The organism is Undibacterium sp. KW1, from assembly GCF_009937955.1.
GTDB lineage: Bacteria > Pseudomonadota > Gammaproteobacteria > Burkholderiales > Burkholderiaceae_D > Undibacterium.
In genome coordinates this window covers 3,491,778-3,507,473 of the sequence record NZ_AP018439.1, presented here as the reverse complement: position 1 = coordinate 3,507,473, position 15,696 = coordinate 3,491,778, and the positions used below count along the sequence as shown (strand labels likewise).

Annotated in this window: 11 protein-coding genes and 1 tRNA gene; 8 read left to right on the top strand and 4 right to left on the bottom strand. The window is 51.0% G+C overall.

What is annotated here, in order from left to right; genetic code table 11:
• Nucleotides 1-2: 2 nt before the first annotated feature.
• From aceB to UNDKW_RS15825, 3 genes are all read left to right on the top strand, one after another.
• Nucleotides 3-1,589 carry a malate synthase A gene (gene aceB / locus UNDKW_RS15835; RefSeq protein ID WP_162059451.1) on the top strand — a complete coding sequence of 529 codons (1,587 nt, stop codon included), beginning with the start codon at nucleotides 3-5 and terminating at the stop codon, nucleotides 1,587-1,589.
• Between the two features lie 274 nt (nucleotides 1,590-1,863).
• Nucleotides 1,864-2,553 (top strand): aquaporin Z, encoded by a 690-nt coding sequence (aqpZ, locus tag UNDKW_RS15830; protein WP_162059450.1) that lies wholly within the window; start codon nucleotides 1,864-1,866, stop codon nucleotides 2,551-2,553.
• A 133-nt stretch (nucleotides 2,554-2,686) separates the two neighbouring features.
• Nucleotides 2,687-3,253 carry a DUF1415 domain-containing protein gene (locus UNDKW_RS15825; RefSeq protein WP_162041929.1) on the top strand — a complete coding sequence of 189 codons (567 nt, stop codon included), beginning with the start codon at nucleotides 2,687-2,689 and terminating at the stop codon, nucleotides 3,251-3,253.
• A gap of 221 nt (nucleotides 3,254-3,474) precedes the next feature.
• On the opposite strand, the gene UNDKW_RS15820 is transcribed toward UNDKW_RS15825, so the two are convergent.
• Complete coding sequence (locus UNDKW_RS15820; RefSeq protein ID WP_232062999.1) at nucleotides 3,475-3,732, bottom strand: hypothetical protein; 258 nt, start codon at nucleotides 3,730-3,732, stop codon at nucleotides 3,475-3,477.
• On the opposite strand from UNDKW_RS15820, the gene UNDKW_RS15815 reads away from it, so the two are divergent.
• From UNDKW_RS15815 to UNDKW_RS15805, 3 genes are all read left to right on the top strand, one after another.
• Nucleotides 3,713-4,963 (top strand): aspartate kinase, encoded by a 1,251-nt coding sequence (locus UNDKW_RS15815; protein WP_162059449.1) that lies wholly within the window; start codon nucleotides 3,713-3,715, stop codon nucleotides 4,961-4,963. The two genes, UNDKW_RS15820 and UNDKW_RS15815, sit on opposite strands and share 20 nt — an antisense overlap.
• Nucleotides 4,964-5,055: 92 nt before the next feature.
• A tRNA-Ser gene (locus UNDKW_RS15810) sits at nucleotides 5,056-5,147 on the top strand.
• A gap of 158 nt (nucleotides 5,148-5,305) precedes the next feature.
• Nucleotides 5,306-5,533: a hypothetical protein gene (locus UNDKW_RS15805; protein WP_162059448.1), complete on the top strand. Its 228-nt coding sequence runs from the start codon at nucleotides 5,306-5,308 to the stop codon at nucleotides 5,531-5,533.
• Between the two features lie 364 nt (nucleotides 5,534-5,897).
• Here the strand turns inward: UNDKW_RS15805 and UNDKW_RS31165 are convergent, their stop codons facing one another.
• From UNDKW_RS31165 to UNDKW_RS15790, 3 genes are all read right to left on the bottom strand, one after another.
• A complete protein-coding gene (locus UNDKW_RS31165; protein WP_162061967.1) occupies nucleotides 5,898-6,200 on the bottom strand; it encodes a putative phage abortive infection protein in 303 nt (100 codons plus the stop codon).
• 9 nt (nucleotides 6,201-6,209) lie between these two features.
• Nucleotides 6,210-7,002 (bottom strand): IS5 family transposase gene (locus UNDKW_RS15795; protein WP_162059447.1). Its coding sequence is split into 2 segments (ribosomal slippage): nucleotides 6,210-6,738 and nucleotides 6,737-7,002, totalling 795 coding nucleotides; the frame shifts between segments, so codons are not numbered across the junction.
• Between the two features lie 10 nt (nucleotides 7,003-7,012).
• On the bottom strand, nucleotides 7,013-7,687 hold the full coding sequence (locus UNDKW_RS15790; protein WP_162059446.1) for a hypothetical protein: 675 nt from the start codon (nucleotides 7,685-7,687) through the stop codon (nucleotides 7,013-7,015).
• Nucleotides 7,688-8,316: 629 nt separating this feature from the next.
• Between UNDKW_RS15790 and UNDKW_RS15785 the strand changes: the two genes are divergently transcribed.
• Together UNDKW_RS15785 and UNDKW_RS15780 are read left to right on the top strand one after the other, a co-directional pair.
• A complete protein-coding gene (locus tag UNDKW_RS15785; RefSeq protein ID WP_162059445.1) occupies nucleotides 8,317-13,656 on the top strand; it encodes a copper oxidase in 5,340 nt (1,779 codons plus the stop codon).
• A complete protein-coding gene (locus UNDKW_RS15780) occupies nucleotides 13,656-15,581 on the top strand; it encodes a hypothetical protein (RefSeq protein WP_162059444.1) in 1,926 nt (641 codons plus the stop codon). Before UNDKW_RS15785 ends, UNDKW_RS15780 begins: the two co-directional genes overlap by 1 nt.
• Nucleotides 15,582-15,696: the final 115 nt, after the last annotated feature.

Here is a 15,696-nt window from a genome sequence, read left to right as displayed (position 1 = left end):
CAATGACACAACTGACTTTACCTGAAGGCATGCAAATCAGCGGCGAAATCAAGCCAGGCTTCGCCGAAATTTTGACCCCAGATGCCCTGGCCCTGGTTGCCAAACTGAGCCGCGCTTTCGAGCCACGCCGTCAGGAATTGCTGGCTGCCCGCGTAGAACGTGCGAAGCGCCTGGATGCCGGTGAACAGCCAGACTTCCTGCCAGAAACACGTCATATCCGCGAAGGTGACTGGAAGATCGCACCTATCCCCAAAGCACTGGAATGCCGTCGTGTAGAAATCACCGGCCCGGTAGAACGCAAGATGGTCATCAACGCCTTCAACTCAGGGGCTGACAGTTACATGACAGACTTTGAAGATTCCAATACGCCTAACTGGGACAATCAGATCACAGGCCAGATCAATATGCGCGACGCCGTGCGCCGCACTATCAGCCTGGAGCAAAATGGCAAGTCTTACAAACTGAACGACAAGATCGCCACCCTGGTCGTACGCCCACGCGGCTGGCACCTCGATGAAAAGCATGTGCTGGTCGATGGCAAGCGCATCTCTGGCGGCATTTTTGATTTCGCCCTGTTCCTGTTCCATAACGCCAAAGAACAACTGGCACGCGGTGCTGGCCCTTACTTCTATCTGCCCAAGATGGAATCCCACCTGGAAGCGCGCCTGTGGAACGACATCTTCGTCATGGCACAAAATGAAATTGGTCTGGCACAAGGTACGATCAAGGCCACAGTGCTGATCGAAACCATCGTTGCTGCTTTCGAGATGGACGAGATTCTGTATGAACTGCGCGAGCATAGCTCAGGCCTGAACGCAGGTCGCTGGGATTACATCTTCTCCTGCATCAAGAAGTTCAAGAACGACAAAGATTTCTGTCTGGCAGACCGCGCCAAGGTCACCATGACAGCGCCTTTCATGCGTTCTTATGCTTTGCTGTTGCTGAAAACCTGCCACAAGCGTAATGCACCAGCTATCGGTGGCATGGCAGCACTGATCCCTATCAAGAACGATCCAGAGAAAAACGAGATCGCCATGGGCGGTGTGCGCAATGACAAAGCCCGCGATGCAACTGATGGCTACGATGGCGGCTGGGTTGCTCATCCAGGCCTGGTAGAACTGGCGATGACAGAGTTCAAGAAAGTATTGGGCGATGCACCGAACCAGATTTCCAAACAACGCCCTGATATCGAAGTCAGCGCCAAGGATTTGCTGAACTTCCAGCCAGAAACACCGATCACTGAGGCGGGCCTGCGTTACAACATCAACGTCGGCATTCATTACCTCGGTGCATGGCTGGCTGGCAATGGCTGCGTACCTATCCATAACCTGATGGAAGATGCGGCAACGGCAGAGATCAGCCGCTCACAAGTTTGGCAATGGATACGTTCTGCCAAGGGCAACCTGGAAGATGGCCGCAAGGTCACCGCCGACATGGTCCGCGCCATGATCCCGGAAGAGTTGGCCAAGGTGAAAGAAGTTGCTGGTACAGGTCCTACTTATGACCGTGCCGCACAAATTTTTGAAGAGATGTCAACGTCGGAAGACTTTGCTGAATTCCTGACCCTGCCTTTGTACGAAGAAATTTGATGTTCTGACAGTATTAGTGCTGTAATCAGTTAAAAAAGCGAACCTTGTGTTCGCTTTTTTATTAGCTTCTTGTTTCTTTCAATGAGTCTTGCTCAGCTATTTGAAAAACATGTTTAATTCACACGTTTGGCGAGGCGAAAAATAGCAATACATCACACATTTTAACAATAAGGCAATATAAGTTTGTTATATTGTTGCTCACTGTACTGGCGCGATCTGGAATCTGCCAGGCAGCAAAACCGGGCAACCGATACCTTAGAAAGTGAGCGAAAAAATGAAACAATATGGTGCTGAATTTTTGGGAACATTCTGGCTGGTACTTGGCGGCTGCGGCAGTGCAGTGCTGGCGGCCGCTTTCCCTGGTGTGGGCATAGGCTTGCATGGCGTGTCACTGGCTTTTGGCCTGACTGTGCTGACCATGGCTTTTGCGATAGGCCATATCTCTGGCTGTCATCTTAATCCCGCGGTCTCTATAGGCTTATGGGCAGGTGGCCGTTTTCCTGCTAACCAATTACTGCCTTACATCGTCGCCCAGGTATTGGGCGGTATTGTTGCCGGTGGTGTCTTGTACCTGATTGCCAGCGGCAAGGCCGGTTTTGACGTGTCTGGCGGCTTTGCTTCGAATGGTTACGGTGAGCATTCGCCTGGCGGTTATTCCATGGTGGCGGCACTGGTGACTGAGGTTGTCATGACGATGATGTTTCTGGTGATTATTCTTGGTGCTACCGATAGCCGCGCGCCACAGGGTTTTGCGCCTATCGCCATAGGCCTGGGTCTGACATTGATACACTTGATCAGCATTCCTGTCACCAATACCTCGGTCAATCCTGCCCGTAGCACGGGTGTGGCCATCTATGTGGGCGGCTGGGCTCTGCAGCAATTGTGGCTGTTCTGGCTTGCACCTGTCGTTGGTGCTGTGCTGGGTGCGGTCAGCTATAAGGCGATTGCTGGTGAGGCGAAGTAAAGACTGAACAGCAGGGCAGGGGGCAAGGGTTGAAGGCTCTGAAATACTGTGGATATCATGCAAAATTGTCGGATGTCATGCATCAGCAAATTTGCCATGTTATTCTCGGGCCTTCACTCTTTTTTTGTACATCATGCCCAGCAATCTCATTAACACCGACGACGTCATTTCCGCAACCGCAGCCTGGCTGGACAAGGCCGTCATCGGTCTGAACCTCTGCCCCTTTGCCAAGGCTGTGCAAGTCAAGCAGCAGGTACGCTATGTCGTCAGCGAAGCAAAAACGCCAGACAGCTTATTGGAAGACCTGGAGCGCGAACTCGAATTGCTGGCAGAGGCCAATCCCGAGAAGATAGAAACCACTTTGCTGATCCATCCCTTGGCCTTGCATGATTTCCTGGACTTCAATGATTTCCTCGATGTCGCCGATGGCATGCTGGAGGAAATGGAGCTCGACGGCATCTTGCAAATTGCCAGCTTCCATCCTGATTACCAGTTCGCCGGTACCGAGCCGGATGATATAGAAAACTACACCAATCGCTCCCCCTATCCGACTCTGCATCTGCTGCGTGAAGAAAGCATAGACAGGGCAGTTGAGGCTTTCCCTGAGGCTGAGCAAATTTATGAAAAGAATATGGCAACCATGCGCGAGCTGGGCCACGAAGGCTGGCGTCGCCTGTTTTCCAAATACGCTAAAAAGTAAATTAGGTAGGTGCGCGCAAAATTTGCATATCAATTGAATTCTTATATTGATATGCAAATAAGTAATTTGCGATTCCGGGTCTTGATGAAATGATTGATGGTGCCGTCAATCCAATATACTGGTCTGGAGTATGTTTTATCAACTCCTTGATTTAAAACATAAAAATAGAGGTATTTCACACTCTGTCTGTTGCGATAGGCATTATTCCTGAATGCCATCAATTATTTTTCTTTCTCCAGCAGTTCCATAGACGCCCGCTTTCTTGCAAATTCCTTGATTGAATAACCATGCTTCTGTAGAAAATTTGCTTTTGCTAAACCTTGAGCCAGCATTTCTTCAGGTTTTCTGCGTGCAAGTGCCTTGTTATTTTGCAGGGCAGCATGTACAGTAAGAGGTTGATTTTCCGCATTTTTCACCCTTTGGTCTTCTATCTCAGTTTCTATCTCAGTTTCTATATCTATGGCTTTAATCGTCCACAAATACGGCGGTACTTCGATGGGTTCGACAGAACGCATCAAGAACGTCGCCAAGCGCGTCGCCAAATGGCATGATGCCGGTCACCAGATAGTCGTGGTGCCTTCAGCAATGTCTGGTGAAACAAATCGTATCATTGGCCTGGCAAAAGAAATTTCTGCACAGCCAGATCCTCGTGAACTCGACATGATCGCCTCTACCGGCGAACAGGTCTCCGTTGGTTTGCTGGCCATTGCCCTGCAAGCGATAGGCAAGCAAGCCGTGTCCTATGCAGGCTGGCAAGTTGCCATCAAGACGGATTCTGCCCACACCAAGGCCAGGATCGCCTCGATTGATGAAGCCAAGGTCAAGGCTGACCTTGATGCAGGCAAGATCGTCATCATTACCGGCTTTCAGGGCGTTGATGATCTGGGCAATATCACGACCTTGGGTCGTGGTGGTTCTGACACTTCGGCTGTCGCTGTTGCTGCCGCACTCAAGGCACAAGAATGCCTGATTTATACTGACGTTGACGGAGTCTACACGACCGATCCGCGCGTGGTATCTGATGCGCGCCGCCTGAATACTGTTACCTTTGAAGAAATGCTGGAAATGGCTTCGCTGGGTTCCAAAGTTCTGCAAATCCGCTCCGTCGAATTTGCCGGTAACTACCGCATGCCTACCCGCGTTTTGTCATCACTGACCGACCCATTAATACCGCTGGAAGAAGAAGCGAATTCCGGCACCCTGATTTCGTTTGAGGAAGATAGACACATGGAACAAGCTACCATCACCGGCATCGCGTTTAACCGTGATGAAGCAAAAATCACCGTCCTGGGTGTGCCAGACAAGCCAGGCATCGCCTATCAAATCCTGGGCCCGGTTGCTGATGCCAATATCGAAGTCGATATGATCATCCAAAACCAGTCCGTCGAAGGCAAGACTGACTTTACCTTCACGGTACCACGCGGTGAATACACCAAGGCCATGGACGTGCTTGAAAACAGCGTCAAGGCCCATATCGGCGCAGGCAGCATCGTTGGTGACTCCAAGGTATCCAAGGTCTCCGTGGTTGGCGTAGGCATGCGCAGCCATGTTGGTATCGCTTCCCAGATGTTCCGTACCTTGTCGGAAGAGGGCATCAATATCCAGATGATCTCCACTTCCGAGATCAAGATTTCGGTCCTGATTGATGAAAAATACATGGAGTTGGCAGTCCGCTCCCTGCACAAAGCATTTGGCCTGGAAAGCGCCTAAAAAATTTTCTGGCCTGACTGTTGACCAAAGTCATACAAGCAGCTATTATCACGGTCTCAATTGCAGCTGAGTTTTAGCGGCTGCAATAGTGTGGAGATGTGGCCGAGTGGCCGAAGGCACTTCCCTGCTAAGGAAGCATTTGGGGTAACCTGAATCGTGAGTTCGAATCTCACCATCTCCGCCAGTAACACGTAAGAAGGGGTTAAATCAAGTATGATTTAACCCCTTTTTCCTTTTGTAATTAACCGTTTACAGTCAGTTTATGCACTTTGGCATAATCTATTTAAAATAAGATAAGTAGGTGGCATGACTGGCAGGGTTACGATGGTTATGGACTAGGCTATGGGCTTGGCTTATCTGGAGCATTCTGCGAGTAATTTGATCAGGGTACTGTCTTCAATCCGCGCGCGGCGTCACATCGCCTATATTGATGTCAGCGAAAAGCCAAAGCTGTTTAAAGACATTGCGGGAATGGAAGAGTGGATATCGAAGCCGGGCTTGATGTTGCTAGGGCATATGGTGAGCCGTAAATCGCTCTTGGGTGAGATTGGAATTGCAGCATTTAATTAGGCTGATCGATTGGATGACTGGCTGATTGAGGCGGCTTGGACGATGTTAGGTAGACATGAGGATAAGCAGGCATTACAGTTGAAGTATGTGATGCACTGGTCAGATGAATGAGCAGATCAGGCAGAAATTGCGCATCCATCGTGTCAAGCATGTCGGTCTAATCTTTGCACGTGCAAACAAGTTTACAACGAGTACTTGATAAATTAAAAAAAACAGACCGCAATTTGGTCTTACAACTTATCTGCCGGTATCCCGCGCTTTCCGTCTGAAATCCCATGATTGAGAGAATAGACGCGGGTTTAATAGACAAAGCCCTGATCGCTAAAATGTATCTGGGTTTTTTTGTGCCCTGGCACCAGGATTCTCAAGTAAACGCTATCGCGCTATCAAATGCGGATGGCGCAAATTTCTCGCCTTCTAGAAGCCCATTTTGATAAATTTTCATCATGACGGAATCCAAATGGTATTTTTCCATAAGGGCATAAGTTTCAATTATTTTTCTAATGCGACGACCTTGTGAAGTTGAGCAGTAATAAAAAAGTATGTCCCATTCGGTTTTTGAAAATTGGTCAGTCAAAATACCAAAGTAAAAATCTTTTTGAGAGATATCTAAATTCGGATTCTTATGTATCCAATATAGAAATCGTTCTAAGAACCTGTTCGAGATCTTTTTTGATCACCCGCGCCGCAAGAGCAAAGTGAGAAATGCCAAATTAACGAATTGCAAGCTGGTATTTAATTGTCGCTCACAGTTTTTCCAAAGGCGATGGCATTTCTCAAGCCAGGCAAAAGAGCGTTCCACCACCCACCGCTGAGGCATGACACTAAAGGTGTGGAGTTCATTGCGCTTGGCAACTTGTACGGACGCCCCCAGAATTTGATGGACACCCTCAGCAAAAGGGCGTCCCGTATAACCACCATCGACGAGCACGCTGGCAACCTTGCCCAAGGAATGCTTGTGCTGCTCAAACGCTTCCAGTGCTCCCTTTCTATCCGTGATGTCGGCTGTTGTCACGGCAATGGCATGAGGTAGCCCCTCTGTGTCAACGGCAATATGGCGCTTGATTCCTGATATTTTCTTCCCTGCATCGTAGCCTTTGTGTTTTGCCGTATCCGTGTTTTTGACACTCTGGGCGTCAACAATCAAAAAGGTGCTGTGTACGTTCCGACCATGTTTGGTACGGGCCGCGCCAACCTGATTTTTTTAAAGCCTGCTCCAGCAGGCTTAACTCACTTCCCAACGGCTTCTCTTTCCATTGCTTAAAGTACGTGTACACCGTACTTTTAGGAGGAAAGTCGCTCGGTATCATGTCCCACTGGCAGCCACTTTTTAACACGTACAATACCGCGCAAAAAACATCATATAAATCCACTTGGCGCGGCTTGGTTTTCTTGCGTGCGCTCAGCAGAATATCTTCTATCTTTGCAAACTGTTCTCGACTTATGTCGCTTGGGTAGATTTTTCTCATCTAACCGAGTTTACGCAATATTCCTTTTGTTTACAATAAGATCTCGAACAGGTTCTAAGGTATTAAACTTTCTACTAAGAATATGCTCGTATTCGTGATAGAACGACGTCCATTTTTTGTGCGCATCAATTGCCGGATTTTCTTGAAAGGAATTAGACTTAATGAGATTGAGTGAAAATAATGGCGAGTCTTTAATCATGTACTTCAATGCTTCCGCACCTTTGCAATCTAAGCGGTCATTGTTTTCGTCCATGTGAGTATAGGTAACAGAATCAATCGCATCTCTAAGATTGTTGAGCCATGAGAAAAAAGTTTGTTCAAAACTTTGTACTATCGCATGGCGTGCTTGTTCTAGATTAATTTCATGCGCCTTTTCGGCTTCTTTTTTTGCGTTACTCAATTGCCTCCTTTGATATACAAGATTTAGAATCAGTAGAAATATCGTTATCCATCCAATGACTGGATTTGCAAGCCCTCCAAAAAAATCGCCAAGTTGACCCCAGGTAGCGGCTTTATCAAGTAGAGCCTTTTGACTGGCTTCAGATAAAGAAGACTTACCTAAATCTGTAAATGTTTTGGCATATAGATATATTAGGAAAGCGAAAAATCCTGTTATAAGGAAAAAAATAATGAACAGTACATCTACTATTCTTTTATCGCGTTTGATCTCTTCTTGGTCGTCCATTTATTCCTCGTCAATTTAAGTGCTTTTTTGACAATACCATATTTGTGCAGAAGTCAGCATTTTAATATGGCTAATAGACTATAAAAAATGTTAATTATTTAATAAATGCCATGTGGCCTCGATTGGTTTATTGCATTCGATGCTTTTCTTTTTAGGGACGAAAAGTGCAGGCGTATTCCCCGTTTGAATCCGAATGGCTTCAAAGGGAATGAAATCACGCGGGGTATTTTCCCTGCCATGGGACACACATCATCGATTTGTTCATAAGTTTGTTTCGCTATGCCAGATTATTTATATCCATGGCGACTCCTGTTTAGTGCGCAATCCTGCGTCGCCTGATGAATAAGGGTAGAACTCGTTGACGTGGTTTTGCCAGACGGTATTCCGTGGCGACACATTCGTGACCAGTTTTCCGGCTGGTTTGACATCTCGCGCTGAAGTTTGTATTAAAAACACAACGACAATCCAGCCGCAATTAAAATATTTCCACTGATTGCTAAAAACTTAAGAAATTGGAGTATAGTGAAGTCGAAATTATAAAAAAAGCAATTAAAAATATAAACAACTGGCAGCTCTGCCAAACTGCACCCAGGTTTATCGCACCCCAACTTTCTTGAAATGGAACCGAGATGAAATTCCTTTCTATGATAGGCGGTAGTTTCGCCCCCATATTACTCATGCTCGCCGCTCAGGCTCACGCCCAGGCTGCGCCGGATAATCTGGCTGCTGCGCGTTGTGAACGCATCGTCACGGCGGACGTGGTGGCGATAGACCAGGCCATGATGATTAACCGCCTCGGCACTTCGCAACCGGGCGGCATGGTGTATGCGCTGCGTGGCGATGTGGTCGCTGTCAGAGGCAGCACGCCAGGGCCAGGCAATGCACAATTGCGGCCAGGCAAACGCCCACGGCCCATGGTCTTGCGGGCGAATGTGGGCGACTGCCTGGTGGTCAATTTCCAGAACTGGCTCAATCGGCCACATTCCAATTCCAACCCGCCTGCGACGCGCAATGCATCGGTGCATGTGGCCGGTATGGAGCTGGTGCAAACCATCACCGATGACGGCGCCTTTGTAGGTAATAATCCTGTGTCTGCGACAGGAGATGCCAGCGGTATTATCCAGCCTGGCAAAGCGATCACTTATCGCCTGTTCGCGGCAGAAGAGGGCAGTTTTTTACTGTATAGCCTGGCCGGGCAGGAGCAATTGACCTATGGCCTGTTTGGTTCTGTGAATGTGCAGCCACGCGGCTCAGAATGGTATCGCAGCCAGGTCACGCAGGCTGAAATGCAACAGGCTTCGGTTACCGGTACTGCGGGTTACCCAGTGATCAATTACGGTGCGCTGGTGCCTGGCAGCAGCAAGCCGGTATTGAAAATGCTGGATGCTAAAAATAATATTGTCCACAGCGATCTGACTGCCATCATCACCGGACCAAATCATGGCCCTTTCACGGTGACTGGTGCACGCAATCCCTCCTATCTCAACCCGGAATCGCCATACCGTGAAGTGACGGTGATGTACCATGACTCCTTCTCACTTGTTCAGGCATTTCCCCAATTGGCGGATCAAAATAATGTGCTCAGCGGTGCCAATGATGCTTTTTCCATCAATTATGGTTCAGCAGGTATTTCTGCTGAAATTCTCGCTAACCGTCTCAAGGTCGGGCCGACTGCTGATTGCCCTGAATGCAAGTTTGAAGAATTTTTCCTGAGCTCGTGGGCGGGTGGTGATCCAGCCATGGTGGTTGATAATCCCGCCAATCTGACATGCTCGCCCCAGCCTTGCACCCCACCCAAAGCGACGGTGGCGCTCTACCCGGATGATCCATCGAATGTGTATCACACTTACCAGGGTGACCGCGCCCGTTTCCGTGTCCTGCATGCGGGGCAGGGGGTATTTCATGTGCATCATCATCATGCTCACCAATGGCTATATTCACCGGACAGTGATGCCAGCAGTTACCTCGACAGTCAGACCATAGGCCCAGGCACTTCCTATACAATGGACCTGGTCTATGAAGGCAGCGGTAACCGCAACCTGACGCCGGGTGATTCTATCTTCCATTGCCATTTCTATCCGCATTTTGCCAGCGGCATGTGGGCCTTGTTCCGCGTGCATGACGTGCTGGAACTGGGCACGCCCCTGGGCAGTGATGGCAGGCCAGTGCCAATGTCGCGGGCGCTGCCTGACGCCGAGATATTGGCTGGCACACCCATCCCCGGCTTAGTGCCCCTGCCAACCCGTGCCATGGCACCATTGCCGGCGGCAGTGCATATCGATAAAGGCCAGGTCAAAGTGACTGGTGCAGGCAACCCTGGTTATCCCTTCTTTGTACCGGGCATCGCCGGCCACCGTGCGCCGCATCCGCCCAATGATTTTGCCGTCGAGAATGGCGTCGCACTGAATGGCGGCTTGCCACGCCATCTGATCACCGGCGGAAAAATTTCTGTCGATCAATACACGCAGACCGACTTTACCAAGGAAATGAGCAGTATCAATGCCATAGAATTGCCAGAGCAGGGCACCGTCACAGAACAGGCGGCAATGGCCATGCATGAACAAAAATCAGTTGCTACCAGGTTGCCAGATGGCAGCCCCGCGCAGTTTGCCATGAATGGTTTGCAGCGTGCACCTGGTGCACCGTTTGCCAACCCAGCCAGAGGTGCTACCGTCACACCACCAGTACGCATCTACAAGGGCGCTGCCATGCAGACTGACGTTGTGCTCAATAAAAAAGGCTGGCACTTCCCGCAGCAACGCATACTGGCCTTGTGGCAGGATGTGAAACCGATATTGAACGGTGACAAACCGCCAGAACCCTTGTTCTTCCGCGCCAACAGTAATGATGTGGTGGAGTACTGGCACACCAATCTCGTTCCCAGTTATTATGAGCTCGATGATTTCCAGGTACGCACACCGACGGACATCATCGGTCAGCATATCCACCTGGTGAAGTTTGATGTGCTTGCATCCGATGGTGCAGCCAATGGTTTCAATTATGAAGACGGCACCTTCAGCCCCGACGAGGTGCGCGCCCGTATCACCGGCATCAATCAGGCTGGTGGCATTGCCGTGAATGGCAAATCAGTCAAGCTGACCGCCAAACCCATAGCCAGCTTTGGCGATGGCCCTACACCCGGCAGCAAGCAGTGGGTGGGCGCACAGGCGACGGTTCAGCGCTGGTGGGTTGATCCGGTAATGGACAAGCAAAAAGCCGACCGCACCCTGCTGACCGTATTTACCCATGACCATTTTGGTCCGTCTACCCACCAGATGGTGGGCCTGTATGCCGGGCTGGTGGTAGAGCCAACAGACTCACGCTGGACTTCGGTCGATGGTAAAACCTGGCTGGGTGGCCGTAGCGATGGTGGCCCCACCAGTTATGCAGCCAACATCTTGCCACGCCAGGGCAAGGCCTACCGTGAATTTGCGCTGGCTGTTGCAGACTCACAATTTGCCTATTTGCCAGCCAGCCGTACCAGCTTTGATTGCTATCCCGGCCAGGACCCGATATACAGCGGTTGCAAGCGCAGCGCAAATGGTAGTTACACTGGCTGGGCTGATCCGCTCAATGGTATCAACTGCGTCGGCTGTTTGCCATTTGCAGTCAGCAATCCGGTCAATCCACCGATTCCGCCAAACACCACGCCAAGTATCATTGGTGGTTTTGGTATCGGTGTGTCGGTACTCAATTACCGCAATGAATCCCTGGCCTTGCGGGTGGCGTCCAGCAATGGTGCCGTCAATTCAGGCACGGACCTGGCAGGCTCTTACAGCTCCATTTTACGTAATGATGCACAACTGAATGTGCAACCAACGGCTGGTGCAAACATCAATCCGGGTTGCGTAAAAACTGCCACGAATAATTGCTTTACTTTCCCAAAACAGCCAGTCAGTGCACAGATGGGAGGCACTGATCCTTTCACGCCGATCTTGCATGTCTATGAAAACGACCCTGTGCAATTACGCATCATCGATGGCGCACTGGTGGGTAACCATACCGTCACTGTCAATGGCAACAAATGGTTGTTCGAACCCTTCGATACCAACTCTGGCTACCGCGGCAGTCAGACCATGGGCTTGTCCGAGCATTTTGAAACCCTGTTCACCATCCCGCAAACCGGTAAGGCGCAGTCGCTGGATTATCTGGTCAACGCCAGCAATGCCTATGATGGCAATGTCAGTGGTGCCTGGAGCCTGATGCGCAGTCATAATAATCAGGTGTCATGGCTCTCGCCCTTGCCTGGCAATACCAGCATCAGGCCGGTTGCCACCACCATGCCCAACCTGCCCACTGATTGCACTGCGCGCGGCCCTTGTGTGCGTCAGTTCAAGGTATCGGCCACGACCATACAACAACTGCTGGGTTCCGATAGCCCCTTACTGTATAACAGCCGCGGTGCCAAACTGTCGAATGGCCAGTTCTCGAAAGATACCCTGAACGACCCCAATGCCATCGTGTATGTGCAAGACCAGGACCTGAACCCGAACGGCACCTTGAAAGCCGGGCTCAATATTGAACCTCTTGCCTTGCGTGCTGCTGCTGGCGATGTCATCAAGCTGCAACTGACCAATCGCATCAATGCCATGGCGTCTGTATTTTCCACACCTGAGTCAGCGGCAAGGCCTAATCCTGGATTTACAGGCGCCTACGCCAATATCAATCTGCTGCCGTCTACCCAGGCAGGTCTGCATCCACAATTGCTGGCGATGGATGTCAGTCATTCAGATGGTATGAACGTTGGGCTCAATCCTGTACAGACTGTCCTTGCTTGCAATCCTCTACCTTGCACAGGTACTCTGCCATCCATTACTTACACGTGGTATGCCGGTACCCTGCAAAACGAAAACGGCGTCACCAAGGCCACGCCAGTAGAATTTGGTGCCCTCAACCTGACACCGGCCGACCCGTTGATGCAGGCTTACCATGGCTTGTTTGGCGGCATGATCATCGAGCCTATCGGTGCGAAATGGCAAGACGATCCGGGTACGCATATCTCCAGCACGGTGTCGCCTGCAGCAGGCAAGCCTTTCCGTGATTTTGCGGTCTTCATGCAAACCGATATCGCCATGCAGTATCAAGGCAAATCACTGTACAGCGCGGGCGCGCCCATGATGGCGGTGAACTACCGTACCGAACCTTTCTTTTATCGCTACGGTACCCAGGTCAATCTGAATCTTCCGGCTATCGACACCACGGCTGAGGTATCAAATACCCTGGTCAATGGCGATCCGCAAACACCAGTCTTCCGTGCCAATGCAGGCACGCCAGTACGCTTCCGCTTGTTTGGCCCGCCAGGGCTGGCTGATAGCATGAATGTATTTGAGCTGACTGGTCATCATTGGCAGTTTGAACCTTATGCCGGTAACTCCACCAGGATAGCCAGTAACCCAGCCTCATTATCGACGGGTACCCAGTCCGGCTATGGCACGACCTCGCATTTTGATGTGGTAGTGGATAAGGCAGGTGGAACATTCGCAGTACCAGGCGACTATTTGTACCGCAGCTGGCCCAATGGCCAATATGGCACCGGCGGCTGGGGCGTATTCCGCGTCAGTCCTGCTCCACAGATTACTGTCGGATCTGTCACAGCAACAGTGCAGGAAGTATTTGCCGATATCGTCGTGATTGACAATGTGGTGTCGGTTGAGGGCATTCTTGAAGTCACCGGTAGCGTCACGGTGCGCCCCGGCAGCGTGCAATGGGAGCAGGCAGACTCTGTCACCATCATGGCTGACGGCAAAGTGCTGGGCAAGGTCGCAGTTGACCAGACCGGGCGCTGGCAATTCAAGGCCAATGTAGCAACGCCCGGCATGCTCGAAGTGCGCTCTTCTTTCGGTGGACTGGCGCAGCACAAACCTGCAGCGGCTATCCTGACAGCGACCAATAGCGCGAAAGTGGCTGTGGATAAGTTGGCCGAACCACCAGTGTTGCCATTGCAAAAAATAGAACGTCGGAAACGCTAATGGGGTATGCCAATCTGAGCAAATTCGCCTATGTACGCAGTCGCCAGCATCAAGCCCTGGCGGGCTTGGTGCTGGCGACTGCCCTGTCAGTTATTTTTGCTGGCAAGGTCAGCGCAGCATCTGTACCAGAGAGTAGCATCACACCAAATCAGGTGATCAAGGATGGCGTTTCCTTACAACTGGAGATGTCGCAGTCCATGCAAGAAGGGGCAGAAGCACGCTTCACCCTGAGCCTGCGCGATGCCGCCAGCACCAGGCCTATCCGAAATGTACGGCCTATCGCCTGGGTCGATGGGCACGGCGGACAAACCCAGGGGGAAGAAAGCAGCGAGCAGGCTTGCCGCCGCAAGGTCGCCACCTTCATAGGAGGTGATTTACTGCATGCACCTGCACTCAGCCTGAATGCCTATTACGTGCTGGCACTGAATGAAGACAATTCCATCTCCGTCATCAATCCGCAAACCGGTTTTGGTGGTTCTAAACTGCTGACCATGGTGATACTGCATGGGCCAGGGCAAGACTGGTTGCTGACACCCGAGCAAAACCTGTTGGTCAGCCAGCCACAGGTGGATGAAGTGGCGCTGGTTGATACCCGCAACTGGCAAGTCAAAACCCACGTGCCCGTACCTGGTCATCCGGGGAAAATGGCTTTGCGCCCTGGCGCACAGCAAGTATGGGTATTGACGGACGATGGCGTGACAGTATTGTCAGCATCCAATGGCCAGGTGCTGGCAGCAATCAAGACGGGACTGGGCCACCACACGATCGCCTTCAGTGATGACGGCAAGAGCGCATTTGTCAGCAATGCCAAAGACAACAGCATCAGCCTCATCGACGCGGGCAGCCTCAAGAAAACTGCTGATCTTACAGCTGGCACGAGGCCTGTCGCCATGGCTTGGTCATCCAAGGCGCAACTGCTGTACGTCGCGCACGAAGGCGATGGCCAGATTATCGCCTTTGATGTGGCTGGCAAACAGGCGGCAAGTATCAAGGCGCTGCCCGGCATATCCACCATCCGCTTTACACCCGATGGCCGCTACGGCGTTATCCTCAATCCACAAAAAAACAAACTCGATTTGCTCGATGCTGCTACCAACCAGATCGTGCAAGGCGCAGACATTGCACATGGGCCAGACCAGGTCACGTTTTCTGATCGCATGGCCTATATCCGGCGACGCCACAGTGAAATCGTGCAACTGGTGCCGCTCGATGCAATAGCACATAACATACAGGCAGGACAGCCACTGGCGCTGGCATCAGTCAGTAATGGTCAAAAAGCCTTTGACCAGGGCCACAGCGCAAGCAGCCTGGCAGACACCACCGTGATGGTGCCCAATGGTGCCGCCGCCTTGCTGGCCAACCCCGCTGACCGTACCATCTATTACTACCAGGAAGGCATGAGCGCACCCGCAGGCAGCTTCCGCAATTACGGCCACGAGCCGCGTGCCGTACTGGTGCTGGACCATAGCCTGCAAGAACGCCAGCCCGGTCTATACCAGGCCAGTGCACGCTTGCCCAAGGCTGGCAATTACCAGGTAGTGTTTTATCTCGACTCACCCAGGATGCTGCATTGTTTTCCGATCACAGTGCAGGCTGATCCGGCCAAACCACCTGCAACACGTTATGCGGTGACACTGGCTGGAACTGCGCCAGCATTGAGCAAAGGTGAAAGCCAGAAACTGCAATTCGCTATCCGCGATGCGCTCAGTGGCCAGCCAAAGACCGGCATTCCTGATTTGCAGGTCTTGCTGTTTAATGCAACGGGTAATCAACAATTACAACTGGATGCACAGGAACAAAAAAACGGCGACTATGGCATCGACTTTGCGCCTTCCGTCAGTGGGCATTACTATGTTTACTTCCAGTCAGCATCGCTGGGCATGAGCTGGAATCAATCGGCACGACTGGTATTGACGGTGAAATAAAGACTGACTGGAGTGTATCAATATGTGGCAAGTGATGAATGACATAACAGGCGTAATAAACAAAATGCTACTCATAGTGTGCAGTGTCTTGTTCGTAGCAATGCCATCTGCACAG

Coding starts and splice junctions, on each gene's coding strand:
- UNDKW_RS15785 (WP_162059445.1), top strand. CDS start 8,317: ATGAAATTCCTTTCTATGATAGGCGGTAGTTTCGCCCCCATATTACTC.
- UNDKW_RS15815 (WP_162059449.1), top strand. CDS start 3,713: ATGGCTTTAATCGTCCACAAATACGGCGGTACTTCGATGGGTTCGACA.
- aceB (WP_162059451.1), top strand. CDS start 3: ATGACACAACTGACTTTACCTGAAGGCATGCAAATCAGCGGCGAAATC.
- UNDKW_RS15805 (WP_162059448.1), top strand. CDS start 5,306: ATGGGCTTGGCTTATCTGGAGCATTCTGCGAGTAATTTGATCAGGGTA.
- UNDKW_RS15780 (WP_162059444.1), top strand. CDS start 13,656: ATGGGGTATGCCAATCTGAGCAAATTCGCCTATGTACGCAGTCGCCAG.
- UNDKW_RS15825 (WP_162041929.1), top strand. CDS start 2,687: ATGCCCAGCAATCTCATTAACACCGACGACGTCATTTCCGCAACCGCA.
- UNDKW_RS15790 (WP_162059446.1), bottom strand. CDS start 7,687: ATGGACGACCAAGAAGAGATCAAACGCGATAAAAGAATAGTAGATGTA.
- aqpZ (WP_162059450.1), top strand. CDS start 1,864: ATGAAACAATATGGTGCTGAATTTTTGGGAACATTCTGGCTGGTACTT.